General features: G+C 69.2%; 17 protein-coding genes and 2 pseudogenes. 10 read left to right on the forward strand and 9 right to left on the reverse strand.

Annotated elements, in window-relative coordinates:
- The first annotated feature begins 33 nt into the window (after window positions 1-33).
- Window positions 34-942 carry a LysR family transcriptional regulator gene (locus tag ACKTSN_RS38820; protein ID WP_409473346.1) on the forward strand — a complete coding sequence of 303 codons (909 nt, stop codon included), beginning with the start codon at window positions 34-36 and terminating at the stop codon, window positions 940-942.
- A 9-nt stretch (window positions 943-951) separates the two neighbouring features.
- Here the strand turns inward: ACKTSN_RS38820 and ACKTSN_RS38825 are convergent, their stop codons facing one another.
- Window positions 952-1419, reverse strand: a complete 468-nt coding sequence (locus tag ACKTSN_RS38825; RefSeq protein ID WP_409473347.1) for a pyridoxamine 5'-phosphate oxidase family protein — start codon at window positions 1417-1419, stop codon at window positions 952-954.
- Between the two features lie 112 nt (window positions 1420-1531).
- Between ACKTSN_RS38825 and ACKTSN_RS38830 the strand changes: the two genes are divergently transcribed.
- Window positions 1532-2173, forward strand: coding sequence for a cysteine hydrolase (locus ACKTSN_RS38830; protein ID WP_409473348.1), 642 nt, complete (start codon window positions 1532-1534; stop codon window positions 2171-2173).
- Between the two features lie 3 nt (window positions 2174-2176).
- Here ACKTSN_RS38830 and ACKTSN_RS38835 read toward each other — a convergent pair whose 3' ends face one another.
- Window positions 2177-2584 (reverse strand): Rieske (2Fe-2S) protein, encoded by a 408-nt coding sequence (locus ACKTSN_RS38835; RefSeq protein WP_409473349.1) that lies wholly within the window; start codon window positions 2582-2584, stop codon window positions 2177-2179.
- A 152-nt stretch (window positions 2585-2736) separates the two neighbouring features.
- Here ACKTSN_RS38835 and ACKTSN_RS47570 point away from each other — a divergent pair.
- Window positions 2737-2847, forward strand: a pseudogene (locus ACKTSN_RS47570) (HipA family kinase); the annotation flags it as partial.
- Between the two features lie 616 nt (window positions 2848-3463).
- On the opposite strand, the gene ACKTSN_RS38840 reads toward ACKTSN_RS47570, so the two are convergent.
- Window positions 3464-4690: a cytochrome P450 gene (locus tag ACKTSN_RS38840; RefSeq protein WP_409473350.1), complete on the reverse strand. Its 1227-nt coding sequence runs from the start codon at window positions 4688-4690 to the stop codon at window positions 3464-3466.
- 202 nt (window positions 4691-4892) lie between these two features.
- Here ACKTSN_RS38840 and ACKTSN_RS38845 point away from each other — a divergent pair, with 202 nt between their 5' ends.
- The 5 genes from ACKTSN_RS38845 (at window position 4893) to ACKTSN_RS38865 (ending at window position 10607) form a co-directional block, all read left to right on the forward strand.
- Complete coding sequence (locus ACKTSN_RS38845) at window positions 4893-6248, forward strand: IS701 family transposase (RefSeq protein ID WP_409473351.1); 1356 nt, start codon at window positions 4893-4895, stop codon at window positions 6246-6248.
- A 740-nt stretch (window positions 6249-6988) separates the two neighbouring features.
- Window positions 6989-8059, forward strand: a complete 1071-nt coding sequence (locus ACKTSN_RS38850; RefSeq protein ID WP_409473352.1) for an IS630 family transposase — start codon at window positions 6989-6991, stop codon at window positions 8057-8059.
- Window positions 8060-8341: 282 nt separating this feature from the next.
- On the forward strand, window positions 8342-8650 hold the full coding sequence (locus ACKTSN_RS38855) for a hypothetical protein (protein ID WP_409473353.1): 309 nt from the start codon (window positions 8342-8344) through the stop codon (window positions 8648-8650).
- Window positions 8650-9930 carry a nucleotide sugar dehydrogenase gene (locus tag ACKTSN_RS38860; protein WP_409473354.1) on the forward strand — a complete coding sequence of 427 codons (1281 nt, stop codon included), beginning with the start codon at window positions 8650-8652 and terminating at the stop codon, window positions 9928-9930. Before ACKTSN_RS38855 ends, ACKTSN_RS38860 begins: the two co-directional genes overlap by 1 nt.
- Window positions 9931-10073: 143 nt before the next feature.
- A complete protein-coding gene (locus ACKTSN_RS38865) occupies window positions 10074-10607 on the forward strand; it encodes an EF-hand domain-containing protein (protein ID WP_409473355.1) in 534 nt (177 codons plus the stop codon).
- A 72-nt stretch (window positions 10608-10679) separates the two neighbouring features.
- Here the strand turns inward: ACKTSN_RS38865 and ACKTSN_RS38870 are convergent, their stop codons facing one another.
- Genes ACKTSN_RS38870 through ACKTSN_RS38895 form a run of 6 tightly spaced genes read right to left on the reverse strand, consistent with a single transcriptional unit; the run spans window position 10680 to window position 16442 of the window.
- Entirely contained in the window at window positions 10680-11102 is a 423-nt protein-coding gene (locus tag ACKTSN_RS38870; protein ID WP_409473356.1) for a DUF6917 domain-containing protein, read from the reverse strand.
- Window positions 11099-12049, reverse strand: coding sequence for a Gfo/Idh/MocA family protein (locus tag ACKTSN_RS38875; RefSeq protein WP_409473357.1), 951 nt, complete (start codon window positions 12047-12049; stop codon window positions 11099-11101). Before ACKTSN_RS38875 ends, ACKTSN_RS38870 begins: the two co-directional genes overlap by 4 nt.
- Window positions 12049-13185, reverse strand: coding sequence for an Ldh family oxidoreductase (locus ACKTSN_RS38880; protein ID WP_409473358.1), 1137 nt, complete (start codon window positions 13183-13185; stop codon window positions 12049-12051). Before ACKTSN_RS38880 ends, ACKTSN_RS38875 begins: the two co-directional genes overlap by 1 nt.
- Complete coding sequence (locus tag ACKTSN_RS38885) at window positions 13182-14516, reverse strand: M20/M25/M40 family metallo-hydrolase (protein ID WP_409473359.1); 1335 nt, start codon at window positions 14514-14516, stop codon at window positions 13182-13184. The genes ACKTSN_RS38880 and ACKTSN_RS38885 overlap by 4 nt, the downstream gene beginning before the upstream one ends.
- Window positions 14513-15409: a sugar phosphate isomerase/epimerase family protein gene (locus ACKTSN_RS38890; RefSeq protein WP_409473360.1), complete on the reverse strand. Its 897-nt coding sequence runs from the start codon at window positions 15407-15409 to the stop codon at window positions 14513-14515. Before ACKTSN_RS38890 ends, ACKTSN_RS38885 begins: the two co-directional genes overlap by 4 nt.
- A complete protein-coding gene (locus ACKTSN_RS38895) occupies window positions 15399-16442 on the reverse strand; it encodes a Gfo/Idh/MocA family protein (RefSeq protein ID WP_409473361.1) in 1044 nt (347 codons plus the stop codon). The genes ACKTSN_RS38890 and ACKTSN_RS38895 overlap by 11 nt, the downstream gene beginning before the upstream one ends.
- A 274-nt stretch (window positions 16443-16716) precedes the next feature.
- On the opposite strand from ACKTSN_RS38895, the pseudogene ACKTSN_RS38900 reads away from it, so the two are divergent.
- Both ACKTSN_RS38900 and ACKTSN_RS38905 read left to right on the forward strand, forming a co-directional pair.
- A pseudogene (locus ACKTSN_RS38900) lies at window positions 16717-17909 on the forward strand (DegT/DnrJ/EryC1/StrS family aminotransferase).
- Between the two features lie 95 nt (window positions 17910-18004).
- A complete protein-coding gene (locus ACKTSN_RS38905; protein ID WP_409475025.1) occupies window positions 18005-19072 on the forward strand; it encodes a DegT/DnrJ/EryC1/StrS family aminotransferase in 1068 nt (355 codons plus the stop codon).
- The last annotated feature ends 35 nt before the right edge of the window (window positions 19073-19107 follow it).

Below are 19107 nucleotides of genomic sequence, written 5' to 3' on the forward strand. Positions count from 1 at the left end.
ATTTCGCACGCTGTACCTCGTAGCATTGCTTACATGTTGAGTCTGGACCGCCTGCGCACCCTCGACGCCCTCGCCCGGCACGGATCGGTGAGCGGAGCGGCCGAGGGCCTGCACATCACCACCTCGGCCGTCTCGCAGCAACTGGCCAAGCTGGAGCGGGAAGTGGGCCAGCGGCTGCTCGCCAAGCACGGGCGGGGCGTGCGGCTCACGGACGCGGGGCGGCTGCTCGCCGAGCACGCGGCGCGCATCCTGTCGCAGGTCGAACTGGCCCAGTCCGACCTGGAGGCGCAGCGCGGACAGGTCGCGGGCGAACTGCGGCTGTCGGCGTTCCCGACCGCCGCGCGCGGACTGTTCCCCACGGCGCTCGCCGCGCTGCGCGCCGCGCACCCCGCGCTGCGGCTGCGCTCCTGCGAGCTGGAACCGGAGTACGGGATCAGGGGCGTGGTGCGCGGCGACCTCGACCTGGCGGTCGTCCTCGACTGGTACAACAAGCCGATGCCACTGCCCGACGGTCTCGTCAAGGCGCCGATCCTGGACGATCCCGCCGATGTGGCGATGCCGGCCGGCCATCCGCTCGCGGGCCGCGACGAAGTGGACCTCGGGGAGGTCGCCGAGGACGAGTGGATCACCTGGGGCGAGGGCGAGTTCTGCCACGAGTGGCTGATGTTCACCCTGCGGTCGCGGGGCATCGAGCCGATCGTCGGCCACCGCGCGGCCGAGACACACACCCAGCTCGGGCTGGTCGCCGCCGGTCTCGGCGTATGCATCGCCCCGCTGCTGGGCCGCCATCCCATGCCGGCCGGGGTCGTCACCGTGCCGCTGAGGCAGCGGGTGCGCCGGCATGTGTACGTCGTCTGGCGGGCGGACGCCGACCGCCGCCCGTCGATCCGGGCGGCGGTGCAGGCACTGCGGGCCGCGGGGGAGAGCGTCGGCGCGAGCTGAGCGGGCGCCCTACGGCGACCCCAGTTTGCGGAAGTCCCAGGAGACGATCTTCTCCGGCGTCAGCCGCACCCACGCGTGCCGCCCGTCGTGCGGCATCTCCTCCAGGCCGAAGTTCTTGCGGGCGAACAGCGTCTCCGGAACGTCGAGTTCGGCACGCAGCTCGCCGGTGCGCGGTATCTCGCCCACGAACTCGACGGTCCCGGACAGCTCGACGCCGCGCAGTTCGTCGTACTCCTCGCCCGTGTCGACCACGACGGCCACCCGCGGATCACGCCGCAGATCGGCCCACCGCTTGCTGCGCACCACGGAGTACAGCCACATGGAGGTGCCGTCCCAGGCGAACCACAGCGTGCTCACATGCGGGGCGCCGTCGGCCGACACCGTGGCGACCCGGCACGTGCGCTGGCTGGTCAGGAACTCGTCCAGCTCACCGGGCGTCATCATGATCTTGCGGCCCCGGCGCTGAGTGACTGTCATGCGATTCCCCTCGACAGAACAACACCTGACGGTATGTCAGAAAAGGATGGAGCTTCTTCCGTCCCCGTGCAATGGTGGCTGACCTCACCGGCTCCCACACCGAGGGGGAACCATGCCGTCGTACGAGCACCTCAGCGAACTTCTCGACCCCGCCGTCACCGTGCTCCTCACCGTCGAGTGCCAGCAGGGCGTCGTCGGCCCGGACAGCGCGCTGCCGGAACTCGCCCGTCAGGCCCGCTCCTCGGGCGCCCTCGCCAACATCGCGCGGCTGGTGGCCGCCGCCCACGAGAGTGGCATCCAGGTGATCCACGCCCTCGCCGAACGCCGCCCCGACGGACGGGGCGCCAGTCGCAACGCCCGTCTGTTCCGCGCCGCCGAACGGCTCCCCGTCCAGCAGCTGTCCGGCACCACGGCGGTGCGCGTCGCACCGCCGATCGAGGTCGCCGAGGAGGACTTCGTCGTACGCCGGCTGCACGGACTGTCGCCCATCCAGGGCACCGACGTCGACGCGCTGCTGCGCAACCTCGGCTGCCGCACCCTGATCGTCACCGGCGTCTCCGCCAACGTCGCGATCCCGGGCGCCGTCTTCGACGCCGTGAACCGCGGTTACACGGCCGTCGTGCCGACCGACGCCATCGCGGGGGTGCCCGCCGACTACACCCCCGCGATGATCCGGCACACCCTCGCTCTGGTCGCCACCCTCGCGACCACCGACGAGGTGCTGGGCTGCTGCAACGGACCCCGCCGGCGCTGACCGTCACGCCATCCTGATCTCGTCCCCCTCTACGGTGATCTCCTCGGCGGGCAGAGGCTGGGTCGCCGGACCTTTCTGCACGCTGCCGTCGGTCGCGGAGAACCGGCTGTCGTGACAGGGGCAGACGATGACCCCGTCCTTGACGTCCTTCACCGCACAGCCCTGATGGGTGCACTTGGAGGAGAACGCCTTGAACTCGCCCGCCGTCGGCTGGGTGACGACCACGTCGCCGAAGATCTTCCCGCCGCCTTCGGGGACGTCGGACGTCTTGCCGAGGACGGTGCCGGAACCGGACGAGTCGTCGCCCGACCCGCACGCGGTCAGCGCGACGGCGAGCCCCGCGGCTCCGGCCGCCGCCATCACGGTACGGCGGGCCGGTCCCGCCACGGAGTGAAGCGATTCGCTGGCCATGCTGGGTTCCCTTCTGCGGTCGTCATGTGATGTCCAGCAGTACGGGCCGCGACCGGCCCCGGTTCAGCCGCCACGCGGTTCGTCACCCGATCGAGGCCGCGAGCCGACGGGTGGCGCCTCAACCGTCCCGAACGCCCCAGTAACCTGGGGCGATGCTCAAGGAAGTCATCGCGACCCGCTACATCACGCCCCTGCGTGAGGGCGGCTCGCTGCCGGGGCTCGTCGAGGCCGACGATCTCGGGATGTACGTCATGAAGTTGTCCAGCTAGTGGCGTGGACCTGCGGTGATTCGACAGCACCCGTGGTTGACCTGGACAGTTATGTCGTTCAGGGTCTTTCACGGGCGTGCCGTCTTATGCGGTCGATTCTCTCCACGCGCTCCCCAGCGGCGCGGTTACTCCCCAGATTCTCCCCAAGGAGTGCCGCTGCCACCTGCGGCGGCGAGCGGAAAACCACCGCCGCCACAGGCACGCTGAGTGACTGCCGTGAGCGGAGCGCTTCGTCGGCCCGCTCTGCGTGGGCAGTCGTCCCGGAAGAGGCCAGCGAGCCCCATGACCTGCCGCGTTGCGTGGTTGTGGGGCGCTGACCCGGCGGATGACGGCGAACGCGGCGGCATCATCAGCTAGACCACCTACCACTGGGTCTGGCCCGAAATCCGCGACCTCGCCATGCCATCAGCACTCACCAGCACCACGCTCGGAAGCGCCCGCGCGTCGTTTACAGCCCACCGCGCCGGTTGCCGTTTGATGGGTGCGTTGCCCGCGCCTTCCATCGGAATGTCCGTCGGTCCGCAGCCCTCTCCCCCCGAAGGTCGCGAGTGTGCCCCGTGTGGTGTGGGTCGGTCTCCCGTCAGCTGATAGCTGACTTCCCCGCAGGTGGTCAGCCCGTGACGGGCGTGAACCGCACCGGCAGGGATTGGGGGCCCCGGGTGAACACTCCGTGCTCCACGGGTTCGAGGCCGTCGGCGAGCCGCACGTCGGGCATGGCGTCGAGGAGCTGGCCGACACCGATCTCGACTTCGGCCTTGGCGAGCAGGGCCCCCACGCAGAAGTGTCGGCCGAGCGAGAAGGCAAGGTGATCGGCGGCAGCCGAGAAGGCGGTCGCCGTTGTCAGGTCGTCGCGGAAGATGTCGAAGCGGTCCGGCTCCCGGTAGCGGCTGTCGTCCCGGTTGGCGGCGCCGATCAGGCAGGTGAGGGTGGCACCGGCCGGTACGGTCCCGCCACTGAGTGCCACCTCGGCCGCCGACTGCCGCATGATCATGTGGACGGGTGGTGTGTAGCGCAGCGTCTCCGCGAAGGCGCGGGCGATCAGGCCGCGGTCCTCCCATACGGCCGCCAGCTGCTCCCGGTGCAGCAGAAGGTTCGCGAAGATGCTGGCGATCGCCTTGTCGGTGGTCTCGCCGCCCGCGGCGAGCAGCAGACTGCAGAACGCCTTGATGTCCTCGTCGCTCATCTTCACGCCGTCCACCTCCGCGGCGCACAGCGTGGACAGCAGGTCATCACCCAGGTTGTCACGGCGCTCCCGGATGATCGGGAGCATGTACGCGGCGAACTCCACCCGGGTCCGCCTGCCGGCCGCGATCACCTCCGGGTCGCCCGAGAGGTTGCCGAGGAAGGCGATGACGGAGGTGTACCAGCGGTGAAACCGAGTGTGGTCGGCCTTGTCCAGGCCCAACATGTCCACGATCACGTTGATGGGGAAGCGGGTCGCATAATCGGCCACCAGGTCGGCGGATCCAGTGTGCCGAAAGGTGTCGATCAGCTCACGGGAGTTGCGCTCGATCACGGGAAGGAATTTCCTCTGCAGGTCGCCGCCGCGGAAGGCCGGGACGACCAGCGCGCGCCGCACCGCGTGCTCCCGCCCGCTGAGCGAGAGAATCGTCTTGCCGTGTACGGGCTCGACCTGCCAGGTGTAGTTGTCGGTGGTGAACTCCCCGTCCTTGCCCTTGAAGACGCGCTCCACGTCCTCGTAGCGCGAGATGATGTAGCTCTGGGTGGCCTCGTGCCAGATGAGAGGGGCATGTTCACGCAGCACCCGATAAGCCGCGTAGGGGTCCGCGGCGAACTCGGGTGAGAGGATGTCGGGAACCTGCGGAGCGGTGGACATGAAACTCCCTGAGATCGTCAACGGACGCACGACACAAGGCTCTTGATCACTTATGGGCTGGGGACCAGGCGAGTCCCGGCCCATGAGTGTGGTGGACAGACACGGCAGCTGTAGTTCGTGATCGGTAACGGATCCGGGCTGGTCAGCGGTTCCACGAGGCTGCTTGCGGGCATGGGTACGGCCACCGTGATCATGACCGTTTGTGACGACGAATCAGGACGCGGTGGCCGTGGAGGTCACGGTAGCGCAGGCGGTGTGGCGGGACGGCTTCGGGGCGGCCATGGGGCTGGTAGCGGACTGCTTTCCACGCCGTGAGACGCGGCGGACGCTGCGGGAGACGGTCGAGGCGGTACTGATGGGGCTGGAGCGGATCAACTGCTGGACGCTGGCCGAGGCGCTCGGGCACTGCGGTCCGCACCGGCTGCAGCACTTCCTGTCCAGGGCGGTGTGGGACGACGAGGCGGTCCGTGCGCGTCTTGCCGCCTTCATTGTGGGACATCTCGCTGATGACCAGGCGATGTTGGTGGTCGACGAGACCGGCGACGCGAAGTCCTCGACCGATGCGGTGGGCGCCGCCCATCAGTACTCTGGCGCGCTGGGCGGTGTCGGCTTGTGCCAGGTCGCCGTCCATCTGACCTACGTGGGCCCGGCCGGGCACGCGCTGATTGACCGCGCCCTGTACCTGACCCGGGACTGGGCCGCTGACGAGGAACGGCGGCTGCTTACGGGGGTGCCCGACGAGCTGGTTTTCGCGACCAAGCCGCAGCTGGCCGCCGCGATGCTCGCCCAGGCCCGCGCTCAGGGCTTCCCGGCTCGCTGGGTCGCCGCCGACGAGGTCTACGGTGGCGTCGACCTGCGCAGACGCATACGCGAGCTCGGTTTCGACTACGCCGTCGCCGTACCCGCCTCGCACCGTGTGACCACCCCGGCCGGCCGGTTCGACACCGCCGGCGTGCTGGCGAAGCTGCCCCGCAGGGCCTGGCAGCGGATCCGCACCGGCCACGGCACCAAGGGCGACCGCCACTACGACTGGGTAATGATCGAGGTGACCGCCGACGACATCCCGCAGGGGCACGAGACGGGCCACAGCTTCCTGCTTGTCCGCCGCCACCGCTACACCCGTGAACTCTCCTTCTATCGCTGCCACTCCACCACCCCCGTCACCCTGTCCGACCTCGTCGAAGTCATCTGCTGTCGCTGGCGCGTAGAGGAAGATTTCCAGGCCGCGAAGTCCCTGGCCGGGCTCGACCAAGGGCAGGCGACCTGCTGGAACTCCTGGATGCGCTGGAGTCTGATCAGCCTCATCGCCGCTTCCCTTCTCGCCGTGGCCGCCGCCCGGCACCCCGGCGACACCGAAAGCGGTGAGCCCGACACCGAGCACGAACCGATGATCGCCCTCACCCGACCCGAACTCCTGCGGCTTCTACGGGCTTTCGTCCTGCCGCAGCCCGTCACCGACGCCCAACACGTCCTGCACTGGTCACACTGGCGACGACGCCACCAACACCGGGCCGCCACCTGCCACCGCTACTGGAACGAGGTCACTGCAGCGGCGTGATCACGAACTACAGCTGCCGTGACAGACGCCAGGAGAAAAAAGTCCTTGCGAACGGTGCCAGTGGTGCGCCCCAGGCGCATGAGCGCAGGGCAGCTCTTCACGGCTCCATTGGGGGCCACGAAGAGTGGACTGCTCCCTCGTCGCCCGCCCTGCCCGTCGCCGCCCGAGATCGCCAGTCTCCCACGAGACGGCATTACCGAATCCGTACCGCTCCTCCCTTGTCCACAGGTCACACCCCCGCGCCGAAGGTCCTCGTCTTCCTCGGTCAGTGTGTGGTGGAAGGGCCCCCTCCTGGCTCCCGACCCCGCGCACCCGGGACCAAAGGACGGTCGCTCGGCGCTGACAGCATCGCCTTGGACAAGGCCAACAAAGCCATGCACTTGGGGAATTTCGATACCACAGGCGTCGTACGGATTTCCCTGGACGCTTTCGGCCGGCCAAGGGCCGCCGCCATCTTCGCCTCAGGGCCGGACCTCAAGGGTATCGATGGAATTACCCTCGGGAGTGATGGATCTCTCTATGCTGCCGTTAACGCCCGAAATCACATCGCCACCGTCACGAAGGCGGGACGTATCACCGTGGCCAGGCTCCTCAAAGGCACTGTTCCATACCCCGTCGAGCCTGGCGGTGGAGAAAGCCAGCAGCAAGGGAACCAATCGTGTCCTCTACGTGTCCAGCTCGCACTCGAGCAATCGCTTATTGATCTGAAACGGTAGGTGTTCTGGGTCGTTGGTCTCTGCGTGAGTGAACTGGTGGGGGACGCGCGGCAGTTGCCGCCGTCGGCGCAGGAGGCTCTTCGGCTGCGGGCGGTGGCCGCGCTGGTGGCGGGCCGGGACCGTGAGGATGTCGCGGCGCTGTTCAAGGTCTCGCTCAAGGCCGTGGACAACTGGTGGGCGAAGTGGCTGGCAGGCGGTCGTGAGGCACTGGTGGCCCGGCCGCGTGGGCGTCGGGTCGGTGAACACCAGCTTCTTGGCGAGGTCGAGCAGCAGGCGGTCCGGCAGGCCGTTCTGGATCACCGCCCGTGTGACCTGGGGTTGGCCGGGCAGTTGTGGACGCGGGCCGGGGTGGGGGATCTGATCGCGAAGCTGTACCGGGTGCGGCTGACCGGGCAGGGGGTGGGCACGTACCTGCGCCGCTGGGGCCTGTCCTTCCAGCGTCCGGACAAGCGGGCCGTCGAGCAGGACGCGGAAGCGGTCCGTGTCTGGCGGGAGGAGACCTGGCGGCGATCCACGCGAAGGCTGAGGGTGGTGAGGTGCTCTTCGCCGACCAGGCCGGGCATCCGCTCCGACCAGGTCACCGGCCGCACCTGGGGCGCCAGGGGGTGCACGCCGGTCGTGCGCCGCATGGGCAACCGGTTCTCGGTCAACGCGATGTCCGCGATCAGCACGAAGGGCCGGATGCACTTCATGGTCTTCACCGAGACCTTCGACGCCGACGTGATGTGCCGCTTCCTGGACCGGCTCGCGGGCCACTTCGACCGCAAGGTCCACCTCGTCCTGGACGGCCGCTCCGCGCACCGCTCCCGCAAGGTCCGTGCCTGGCTCGCCGAGCACCCCGACCTGTCTGTAAGCACGAGATCTGGCCCCGCCGTACCAGGTTCTTTTGGCCCCGGCAGCAGTTCGACTGCCGGGCCGGTGGAGGGCCGGTGCACAGGCGCAGCCAGCGAGAAGAGGCCGTCAGGGGCGAGGGTGAGTCGTCGGCCACCAGTTCGAGGGTGGGGCCAAAACTCGTCCGTACCGTGGGGCCAGCTCAAGTGCTTACAAACATGGCCCCTGCCGCCTCACCGGTGGGGCCACCGCCTCCTGGCGTGATCCCGCCTCACGGGAAACCTCAATTCAGGGACGAAACACACGAGAAAAGATCTCTGAGAAACAAGGGTGGGAATCAGCCGCCGGTTTCAGGCCACCGAAAGCGATACAGAGGTTCGTATCGGGAGTTACCGAGAAGCGCAGAAACCCCAAGACGGCAATCGCGTACATGTGATTATCGGCGTCGTGCCACCGGTTCGGGTGTAATGGGGCGGCGCGAGCATTGAGTGCATTGCCAGGTGGAGAGGCTGAGAGCGGACAGCATTTTCCAGGGGAGGGAAACGAATGCGCCGGATCTGCTCCACACTCACCGCACTTGCAGCGGCTGTTCTGGCCCTGGGTGTAACGGCGGCTCCCGCGAACGCGGCCACTGGTGAAGTCGTCGTCTTCGAGGTCGAAACCGCTCCATTGACGGTTTACACGAATCCCGCCGAAGGATGCTACAAGTTGCCGGCCGCGGCCCACGTGCTCACCAACCGGACAGACCTGCCTCTCCGGATTCACGCGGATCCGTTGTGCCTCGACCCCGGCCTCACCGTGGAACCCGGATATGGCTCGCATGTGGCTGCGGGCAGCGGAAGTTTCTCCATCTGATGGGCCTGCCGCAGACCGGTGAAGGCGTTGATCTCGTCGTCGTGGGCCTGGGGTACGTCGGGCTGCCGCTCGCCAGAAGAGCGTGCGCGGCGGGTCTGTCGGTCGTCGGCTACGACGTCTCCGCGTCGGTGGTGGAGGGGATCGCCGGGAAGCGCTCGCATGTCGACGATGTCAGTGACGAGGACATCTCCGACATGCTGGCGGTGGGATTCCGTGCCACGTCCGACCCTTCGGTGATCAGTCGCGTCGGCACGGTGGTGATCTGTGTGCCGACCGGCCTTTCGGCGGGCCGGGAACCCGATCTCGCCGCAGTCCGGGCGGCCTCTCGCAGCGTGGCCTCGCACCTGCGGCCGGGAACCCTCGTCGTGCTGGAGTCCACGAGCTACCCGGGTACCACCGAGGAGGTCGTGCGGCCGATTGTCGAACAGGTCAGTGGCCTTCGGGTCGGCGAGGGGTTCCACCTCGCCTACTCGCCCGAACGGATCGACCCGGGAAACGCGGTCTTCGGGATCCACAACACTCCGAAAGTGGTGAGCGGCTGCACCCCGCTGTGCGTCAAACATGCCATCGCCTTCTACAGCCGGCTGGTGGACACGCTGGTGGTGTCGAAAGGCACGCGCGAGGCTGAGATGGCCAAGCTGCTGGAGAACACCTACCGGTTCGTGAACATCGCGCTCGTCAACGAGGTCGCACTGTTTTGCGACAGGACCGGTATCGATGTGTGGGACGTGCTGCACTGCGCCTCGACCAAGCCGTTCGGGTTCACATCGTTCAGCCCGGGCGCCGGGGTGGGCGGGCACTGCATCCCCGTCGACCCGTGTTACCTGGCGAGCAAGGCGGAGGCCGAGGGGGTCTCGCTGCGGATGGTCGCCGCTGCCCGGATGGTCAATGAGTGGATGCCGCACCATGTGGCCGACCGGGCGACCGCTCTGCTCGAAGAACTCGGAAAGCCGCAGGGCGGGGCGACCGTGCTGCTGCTCGGGGTCGCGTACAAGCCGGACGTGGCCGACACCAGGGAGTCGCCGGCCATTCCGCTGGCGCGGCGACTCCTCACCGAGGGACACCGGACCGTTTACCACGACCCGCAGGTACCGCGCTTCACAGTGGATGGTGCCGTCGTGGAGCGGATGGAATGCCTGACCGATGCCCTGGCCGCTGCGGACCTGGCGATTCTCTTGCAGGACCATTCCGCTTATGACATGGCCGTGCTGGCTCGAGCGAAATGCGCCTTGCTGGACACTCGCGGAAAGGCCATGGGGAGACAAGTGACCCTGCTCTGAAGCAGCTCCTAAAAAAGCCTGAGAAAAGATTCAGGCCGCAAGCTTGCGTGCGTACTTCTGTGGAGTCCACGCGAGACGGCGTCGGAACCGGAATTCGGCGTCGTTGTCTGCCGGCGAACCCGAAAAGGAAGGAGTGCAGATAGATGATCACTGCCCTCGCGAACGAGCGACTCAAGAAGCGCTTCGACAAGTGGGACGCGGACGCCAACGGACAGCTGGAGCGGGCCGACTTCACGGAGGAAGCCGCCAAGATCGCCCACGCCTTCGGCAAAGCACCCGACTCTCGCGAGGTCCAGGCGCTGAGGGACGCCTTCGACGGCCTGTTCGACTACCTGGCGCGGGAGAGCGGCGTTCCCGCCGACGGGGCGCTCTCCCAGGGCGACTTCCTGCGCGTCACGGGCAACCTGATCTTCAAGGAGGGCGAGGCGCAGTTCAATCGCGTGCTCGGCCCCGTGGTGAAGGCCATCATCGGGATCTGCGACAAGAACGCCGACGGGCGGATCAACGCCGAGGAGTTCCGGGCGTGGCTGTCCGGGATCGGCGTGAACGGCGAGGAGGCCCGGGACGCGTTCGCCCGGGTGGACACGGACGGCGACGGCGAGCTGTCGCTCGAGGAACTGCTCGCCGCGGTACGGGACTACCACTTCGGTCGCCTGGAGGTTGAGCTGCTGGGCTGAACCGCCCGGCCGGTGCTGTAGCGCGCCGCGGCCGGTGGTCTCCGCGAAAGCGGGACCACCGGCCGCGGCGTGTCAGGGGGCCGCGACCGGCGCCGGGGTGAAGCCGACCGGAGTCTCCGGCCGCAGGCCCAGGTCGCCTCCGGTGATGAGCCGGTCCGTGCTGATCAGGATGTTGTAGTGGTTGGGAAAGTGGCACGCGTCGAATCCCAGCACCGTGCCGATGCGGGTGTCACCGATCCAGAACCCGTCACCGCGGTCGATCACTCCTCCACAGGTCAGCTCCGCGAAGCCGAGGAACCCCACGCGGTCGATCTGGGATCCCGGCGCTGTCTCGCGGTGGTCGGTGGTGACCAGCTCGTGCAGCTCGCCACGCCGCACGCAGCGGCTCGCGTAGGGTTCGAGGGCCATGCCGCGGTCGGTCCGCCGGTGCAGGAGCGTCTTGACGAGGAGTCCTGTCACGGCTCGTTTGGCGCCGTTCTCGGCGTTCTCGGTCACGATGTCCTCTCCGCTGTCGCCGCGTTGCGTTCCGCGCGGTAACCGGCCTCCACCAACTCCACTGCGGCCAGGCCGTCGTCGGCGCTCAGGCCGTCCCGCAGGGCGGCGTCGAAATCGTCGAGGATGCCGACGTACTCATGCCACAGTGACGATTTGAATCCCCGGTGGCCGGTCAGCATGTCCGTGTGCAGCACCGTGCCGTCCTCCAGCCGCACCTCGACGTCCTTGGTCTCACCGGGGTGCGACCAGTCGAGTTCGACCCGGGCCCCGCCCCCTGCTGCGGCCCGCAGGTCGATGACGGCCTGCCGGTCGGTTCCCCGGCTGTCGCGGTGGATCACCGCGTCGGTGACCTCGACGTCCCCCAGGAACAGCCGTACGAGATCGAAGGCGTTCGGACCGTTGTCGGCCACACATCCGCCTCCGCAGCGCCGGGGATCGAGGTACCAGGCGTCCGATCCGATGTGCTCCTCGATGCGTTCGAGGTAGCGGACCCTCATCGACGCGACAGGGGCCTCCGGGGGCAGACGTCGTCGCAGGGCGAGGACGTTGTCGTTGTAACGGCGGTGGAACGCGGTCAGCAGCGCGATTCCCCGGTCGCCGGCGAGTGCGCCGAGTTCGCGTGCCTCGGCGGCGGAGAGGGCGAGCGGCTTCTCGACGCAGACCGGAAAGCGGGCGAGCAGGGCGTTCCGGCAGACCTCGGCGTGGACGTCGTTCGGCACGGTGACGACGACGGCGTCGAGGTCCCCTTCCGCCAGCATCGAGCGATGGTCGTCGTAGCAGCGCAGTCGTCCGCGGTACGGGGCCAGTGCCGTTGGCCGTACGTCGCACACGGCCACGAGGTCCCAGCGGGGGAGTCGGTCGATCGCGGCCAGGTAGTACGTCGAGATGGCGCCGAGCCCGACGAGTCCGACGCGGCGGGTCGGCGGCACATTGTTGCGGGGCGGCATCAGAGCGCTCCGTTCACAGGGAGGACGAGTCCCAGTCCGGTGAGCTCCTCGTGGAGGGAGGCCGGGAGCGGGATCCCGTCGCGCTGGCGTGTCAGCGCGCGCTCGGCCTCCCACCAGCCGGGGTAGCGCACGGGGTTGCTCCCGTCGACCGGAGGGCAGTCCACGAGCGTGGTGAAGACCGAGCGCGCCGCGGCCTGGAAGTCCTCCTCCCCGCGCAGTCTTGCCGGTGCGATGGCGAGGACGAAGAAGCCGATGTCGTCGTCGCGGCCGTGCGGACGGCCGTCGCCGTCCAGCGCGGAAGGGTCCGGTCCGACGGCTGCTCCCGGCAGGACGGCGGCGAGCAGTTCGACGGCCAGTCCCAGGCCGAATCCCTTGTAGGCGCCGGTGTGCGGGTCGCCGCCGAGCCACCGCAGACAGGCTTCACCACGGTCGAACGCGGTGGGGTCGGTGACCGGGTCTCCGGAAGCGGGGTCTTCGAGCCATCCTCCGGGGATGGCCTCGCCACGACGGGCTGCGATGCGGATCCTGCCGGTCGGTACGACAGTCGTGCTCATGTCGAGGACGAATGGATGACCATCCAGCGCGGGCGCGGCGACGCTGAGCGGGTTCGTGCCCAGCATGGCGAGCGTCCCGCGTGGTGGCCGGGCGATGCGCTGGCCCCCGCAGTTGCTGGCGACCACACCGATCATGCCCTGGTCCGCCGCGCGGGCCGCGTGGAACCCCGCGCAGCCGAAGTGGGTGGCGTTGCGGACCGACACCAGGCCGATTCCGTGGCTGCGGGCACGGGTCACGGCCAGGTCCATCGCCTCGGAGGCCGCCCACAGGCCGAGGGCGCGCCGGGCGTCGACGACCGTACATGCCCCGAGGTCGGTGAGGATGTCGGGTTCCGCGGTGGGATCGGTGCGGCCGGATTCGAAGAGCGGGAGATACAGGCGGCTCAGGTTGAACACGCCGTGGGAGTCGAGGCCGGCGAGATCGCCGTAGCACAGGGCCGTGGCGGCGGCGGTGGCGCGGGCGGCCGGGACTCCACGGGTGACGAACATTTCGGCCGTGGCGCGGAGCAGGTCGTTGTGGGCGACCAGCACGGTCCGGCGTTGCCCGCTGTCCTGTCGGATGTCGTGTCGTGTGACCGTCAAGCGGGGCTCCTCTGTTCGGCGAAGGCGATGAGTAGTCCGGACACCGTCGAGGCGAAGGCGTCCAGGTCGGCGAGGTTGATGAACTCACCCCGCGCATGGGCGTTGTTGGAGTCGAGCAGGCCCGGGCCGAGCACCGTGGTGAAGGCTCCGGGGACCCCGTCCATCCAGATGGCGTCGCAGGTGAAGGCGGGTTCGTGGTCCGGCCATCGGGCTACTCCCGCGGTCTCCAGGACCGCTTCGCACCACGGGTCGGCGTTGTCCAGGCAGGGCAGCCCGCGTTTGATCCACTCCAGGCGGGTGATCGCGGCGGCGTCCCGTGCCGTACGACCGAACTCCCGGCAGGATGCGAAGCGTTCGCCGAACTCCCGGACGCCGGATGCGACGGCTTCGGCCACCGCCGTCTCGAACGACGCGCCTTCCGCCGCGGACCCGTAGGAGAGGTTGAGCAGCAGCCGTCCGCGGCCGTAGACGCGGTTGTGCAGGTCGCCGGTGTGCAGCCCGGCGACACAGACCCTGCCGCCCGGCGCCGGCGAGTCGAGCGCCCGTGCCAGGTGCTGGGCGAGGAATCCGAGCAGGACCGTGGCGTTGTGTCCCGCGTCCGGGCGGTCGTCGATCGCGTCCTCGCCGTCGACGGTGAGGCATGCCGTCATGGACGCCGTGGACCGGGGGAGATGGCGCAGACCGGTGGGCTCGCAGAACACGTTGAGGCGCCCGGTGAATCCCGCTTCGACCAGGGGCCGTGTTCCGTAGGTGCCCATCGCGCCGCCCTCCTCGCCGGAGACTGCCTGGACGAGGACCGCCACGTCCCGCCCGATGGAGGCGTTCCGGCAGGCCGCCGCGCGCACACCGGCCAGCAGGGCCACCGCCGGACCCTTGGCGTCGACGGCGCCGCGTCCGGTGAAGCGGGAACCGTCGAACGTGACGGGTTCGAGGCCGCTGACCGTGTCGAGGTGCACGTTGAACATCACAGTCGACTCGGGCGGCAGTTCCGGCCCCAGGCGCAGCACCAGGCTGGGCTGTTGCGCGAGGAAGCTGGGGTCCTCGGCGGCGTGCCGGACGACGGAGGGCACGTCGTCGCGCCGCACCGACGCGGAGGGCGGGCAGGCGTGATGCACGACCCGCATGCCGAGCGTGTCGGCGGCGAGTGCGTAGGCACGCTGTGCCTGCCACAGCCGGGTCGGCCCGTCCCCGCTGCCAGCCTCCAGCGGCCCTACGGTCGGTGTCCGCAGTAGCCGCAGGAGCAGCTCGTGGTCGCCGGGTCCGAGCAGAACGTCACGTTTCGTCGGCGGGCCCGTCCGCAGAGCGGGTTCTCGCGTTGTTCCCGCGCTCATCGCCCGGCGCCGCTTCCCCGATCGCCGGCCGGTACCGGCGCGGCCGGCGCGTCCAGCAGCAGACGGAGCCGCTGTCCCGCGCGGACGAAGAGCGCCGGCGCGTCGCCGTGCGACCGCAGACCTTTGTGGGGACGGACGGCGAGGTGGGGCTCGAGGGACAGCCATCCCGAGTACCCCGACTCCCGGAGCAGCCGCAGGCATGCGGCGACCCGTGCCCGGCCCTCACCGGGCAGGGTGTACACCGTCTCGTCTCCCGTACGGACGGCGTCCTTGACGTGCACGTGGGCTACGTAGGGCAGCACCTTCTCCAGCAGCTCATAGGCGTCGTAGCCGTGGGGGACGCCGTTGCCCGTGTCGAAGAGCAGCCGCAGCGCGGGGCTGCCGGTGTCCTCGACCAGACGCAGCATCCGGTCGGCGCGGTCCGCAGCCCAGCCTGCGCAGTTCTCGTGGACGAGTGTGATGCCCGCCTGTTCGGCGACGCGCGCGAGCCGGGACATCCGGTCCAGGACGCGCCGTGCCCACTCGGCCTCCGCCAGCCCGTCGTTGGGGTACGACATGATCCGGACGTGACGGCAGCGCAGTACGGCGCACTGCTGCGCGAGTGTTTCCAGCTCGGCGAGGTCGTCGTCGAACGACCCGGTGACGGGCCGGGCCCAGTTCCCGATGCGGGAGGCCAGGCACACCACGTCGACGCGAGCGTCCCGCAGCCGGTCGACGAGCCCGCGGAAGGCTGCCGGGCCGAGGTCTGCCATCGCCGTGCCGTTCACCGTGCGCAGTTCCAGTGCGGACCAGCCCAGTGCCTGGACGGCGGCGATCTGTCCTTCGAGGTCTGCGGCCGCCTCGTCGCCGATTCCGGTGAGCCGGTGGCAGGGCGGGGCATGCTCAGTGGGCACGGGCGCTCTCCGTTCGCGGTCGGTCCTGCGTGCGGCGCCGGTCCTCGGCACGGCAGTGGTCCTTGGCCGTGCACAGCAGCCGGACGACATCGAGGTGCGGGGAAGGGTCGGCCCGTTCGCCCTCGGCGAAGCGCTGGTACGTCCGGCGCATGAAGGTGGTCAGCGCGTCGTCGCGAAAAACGTGGTGGGCGCGCACGGTGTGCCGACTGTGCCCGTCGCCGAGGATCATCAGCTGTGCGTGGTCGTCGTTCTCACTCAGCGGGTAGTGGCCGATCGCGCGGCCGTGCCGGAACGTGAGCGTGATGCTGCGTCGCTGAACGGGTGCCGTGAGGTCGGAGGTGATATCGCTGCGTACGCCGGAGCCGTGGTCCAGGGTGAGCCGCGCACCTGCCATGCGGGGCCGGACGGTGTCACCGCAGCGCATGTCCGTCCACTGCGCGTCGAGGAGCCGGGCCGGACCGGCCAGATCGAGGACGACACCGAGGGCGTGCGGGACTTCCACGTCGAATGCGGTCGGGTGCCCCTGTGTGGTCAGCGACCGCAGGAACCGCGGTTTGTCCTGGGCGACGGTGACCGAGAGCAGGCGGCCGAGTGTGCGCTCCCGCACCAGCTGCCGCAGTCGGTGCGTGAGGTTCGCGTGCAGCCAGTGGGAGACGACCACGAGCTCGAGGTCGTGCCGACAGCACAGCCGGATGATGCGGTCGAGTTCTGTGCGGTCGGTGGCCAGCGGTTTTTCCACCAGCAGCTTCACGAAGCCGCGTTCGGCGAGCTCGGTGAGCACGGGCACCCGCGAAGTCGGCGGTGTGCAGACGTGGACGACGGCGGACGGGGGTGAGACGAGCCGGGAGGCGTCCGCGATCGAGCCCGTGACCGTCACGCCGTGCAGGTCACGGCCTGCCTCCGGGCGTGGGTCGCAGGCGATCGGAGGGCGGGCGAACAGGGGACCGTCCGGCGAGGAGGCCATCCGGTTGAGGACCTTGAGATGCAGACCGGCTCCGGATCGGCCGAGTCCGACGATGAGGGGTTGCAGCATCGTCCTCCGTCAGGTGAGGGCATGGGGGCGGACGCCTTGCGCGCGGCGGGAGCGGCGGGAACCGACCGGCTTCGACGCGGCTCCACCGGCAAGCGACGGTCGCGTGCCGACGGGAACGAGTCAAGGTATGCAGGATCTTTGTACCCCAAGGTGTGAATAAGGCTGCTCTTTCGGTAATGCCCTTTGCTTGATGGGTAGTTGTGCCGCCGCACGTGATCTGCCGATGTGTTCCGGGGGTGGGGTTGGCATGTCTCTCGGCGGAGGCTTCAGTGAGATGTCCCGTGGCGACGGGGCCCGTTCGGACGTGACGTCTGAGGAGGTCCCCTTCTTCTCCCAGGCGGCCACCTTCGATCAGCTGTGGCCGCTCATCGAGTCACTCGTGGGGGAGGTCTTCGACAACGGGAAGTTCTCGCACGGCCGCCAGGTCGCGGAACTGGAGCAGGCGCTCGTCACGTACACCGGTGCCCGCCACGTGGTCGGTGTGAACAGCGGAACGGACGCGTTGGTCCTGCTGTTACGGGCGTGTGGGCTCGGTCCCGGTGAGGGAGTGCTCGTACCCGCCTATTCGTTCGTGGCCACCGCGACGTCCGTGGTGCTGGCGGGGGGCGGCCGGAGTTCGTCGACATCGATCCTGAGACCTACGCCATGGATCCAAAGTCGCTGGAGTCGGCCGTCACGTCGGCGAGTCGGCTCGTCATGCCCGCTCACCTGTTCTGCCAGATGGCGGACATGGGGGCGCTGGCCGATGTCGCCGGACGCCATGGGCTGACGCTGGTGGAGGACAGCGCGGAAGCGATCGGTATGCGGCAGCGGGGGATTCACGCGGGTCTGCACGGGCGGGGCGGTGTCCTGTCGTTCTTCCCCAGCAAGACTCTCGGTGCCCTCGGTGACGCGGGCGCCGTGCTCACCAACGACCCCGAGGTGGCGGAACGGGTCGCGGGCCTGCGCCACCACGGCCGGTTCGCCCCCACGATCGACAACTTCCCCGGGATCTCCTCCGAGACGAGAATGCCCGGCGTCAACAGCAAGATGGACGACATCCAGGCCGCCGTCCTCCTGGCCAAACTGACCCGCCTGGACGAGGACATTCAGCGGCGCGCGGAGCTGAGCGAGGCTTACACGGAACGGCTCCGGGACGTTCCCGGAATCACACGCCTGCCTGGAGTGGCCGACCGAGGACCGGACGCCTCGGGCGTGTTCTACGTGTACCTGGTGGAAGCGGAACGCCGGGACGAACTCGTCGGGCACCTGGCGAGGCGTGGTGTCGGCACCGAGGTGTACTACCCCACCCCGCTTCATCTGCAGCCCTGCTTGGCGGAACTCGGCCATTCCCGTGGGGACTTCCCACACGCCGAGGCGGCGAGTGAACGCGCGGTGGCGCTTCCCCTCTATCCGGACCTGACCATCGCCCAGATCGACCGCGTCTGCGAGTCGGTGCGCGAGTTCTACACCGGGAGGGCGATGTGACGAGCGAAGCGTCGGTGCCACCGAGCGCGCGGAACGGGCATGGCCCGCGGATCCCCTTCTTCCCGCCGGACCTGTTCGACGACGACCGGGACACCATGCTCGGTCTCCTGCGCGAGATCGGTACGGCGCCCGGACAGCGCTTCATCCTGGGCGAGCACACGCGCAGGTTCGAGGACCTGCTCCGGGAATCCCTCGGTGCCGCCGACGTGGTCGCCTGCGGCAGCGGCACCTCCGCGCTCGGCCTCGTGTTGACCGCGATGGGCGTGGGGCCGGGAGACGAGGTGGTGGTGCCGGCCTTCGGCTGCGCCCCGCTGGCCGCGTCCGTGGTCCTCAGGGGAGCCACGCCCGTGTTCGCGGACATCCATCCGCGCACAATGGTCGCCGATCCCGACGAGATGGAGCGGCGGATCACCGCACGCACCAAGGCGATCATGCCCGCGCACATGTTCTCGGTCATGGCGGACATGCCGCGCTTCGCCGCGATCGCACGGCGGTGGGGTGTCCGGCTGGTGGAGGATTCGGCGGTCGCGCAGGGCGCGACGCTCGACGGCGTCCCGGCGGGCCTGTGGGGTGAGGCCGGAGTCTTCTCGTTCGTCCAGGTGAAGTCCTTCGGCATGCCGGGGGAGGGCGGGGCGGTCGTGACCCGGGACGCCGAGATCGGCCGAAGGGTGCGGATGCTGCGCAATCACGGGCAGGACGGCATCCGGCGGTTCGTCCACCACGTCGTGGGCCACAACAGCAGGTTCGACGAGATCCAGGCCGCGTTCCAAAGCCGCCGCCTGGCCGGCTTTCCCCAGCGGCTGGAACGACGAGCGGCCATCGCCGCGTACTACACCGAGCGCTTCGCCGCCCTGTCCACGCGGGGCGTCGTGCCGCCGCCACCGGGCCTAAACGGCAGGTGCTACTACGTCTACGCGGTGCTCGCGCAGCGCCGCGAGGAGCTGGAGAAGCACCTGCTGCACCGGGCCATCGGCTCCCACGCGTACTATCCGCTGCCCTTGCCCCGGCAGGCGGCGTTCGCCCCTTTCACCGGGCCGCAGGACCGGTGGCCGAACGCCGAACGGGCCAGTGCGCAGGCCCTGGCGCTTCCCGTGTATCCCCATCTGACCGATGCCCAAGTCGAGTACATCGCCGACGCCGTGTGCGAGTTCGCGGGGAAGTGAGCGCGCCGTGTACCCGCGCTCGGGGACCACTCGGT

The sequence above is a fragment of the Streptomyces flavusporus genome (genome assembly GCF_046267975.1).
Taxonomy (GTDB): Bacteria; Actinomycetota; Actinomycetes; order Streptomycetales; family Streptomycetaceae; genus Streptomyces; species Streptomyces flavusporus.

Excerpts from the sequence above, each read along its gene's own strand:
- ACKTSN_RS38825 (WP_409473347.1), bottom strand. The coding sequence starts at position 1,419 with ATGACAGTCACTCAGCGCCGGGGCCGCAAGATCATGATGACGCCCGGT.
- ACKTSN_RS38905 (WP_409475025.1), top strand. The coding sequence starts at position 18,005 with ATGCTCGGTCTCCTGCGCGAGATCGGTACGGCGCCCGGACAGCGCTTC.
- ACKTSN_RS38865 (WP_409473355.1), top strand. The coding sequence starts at position 10,074 with ATGATCACTGCCCTCGCGAACGAGCGACTCAAGAAGCGCTTCGACAAG.
- ACKTSN_RS38840 (WP_409473350.1), bottom strand. The coding sequence starts at position 4,690 with ATGTCCACCGCTCCGCAGGTTCCCGACATCCTCTCACCCGAGTTCGCC.
- ACKTSN_RS38835 (WP_409473349.1), bottom strand. The coding sequence starts at position 2,584 with ATGGCCAGCGAATCGCTTCACTCCGTGGCGGGACCGGCCCGCCGTACC.
- ACKTSN_RS38885 (WP_409473359.1), bottom strand. The coding sequence starts at position 14,516 with ATGAGCGCGGGAACAACGCGAGAACCCGCTCTGCGGACGGGCCCGCCG.
- ACKTSN_RS38830 (WP_409473348.1), top strand. The coding sequence starts at position 1,532 with ATGCCGTCGTACGAGCACCTCAGCGAACTTCTCGACCCCGCCGTCACC.
- ACKTSN_RS38875 (WP_409473357.1), bottom strand. The coding sequence starts at position 12,049 with ATGCCGCCCCGCAACAATGTGCCGCCGACCCGCCGCGTCGGACTCGTC.
- ACKTSN_RS38855 (WP_409473353.1), top strand. The coding sequence starts at position 8,342 with ATGCGCCGGATCTGCTCCACACTCACCGCACTTGCAGCGGCTGTTCTG.
- ACKTSN_RS38895 (WP_409473361.1), bottom strand. The coding sequence starts at position 16,442 with ATGCTGCAACCCCTCATCGTCGGACTCGGCCGATCCGGAGCCGGTCTG.
- ACKTSN_RS38820 (WP_409473346.1), top strand. The coding sequence starts at position 34 with ATGTTGAGTCTGGACCGCCTGCGCACCCTCGACGCCCTCGCCCGGCAC.
- ACKTSN_RS38860 (WP_409473354.1), top strand. The coding sequence starts at position 8,650 with ATGGGCCTGCCGCAGACCGGTGAAGGCGTTGATCTCGTCGTCGTGGGC.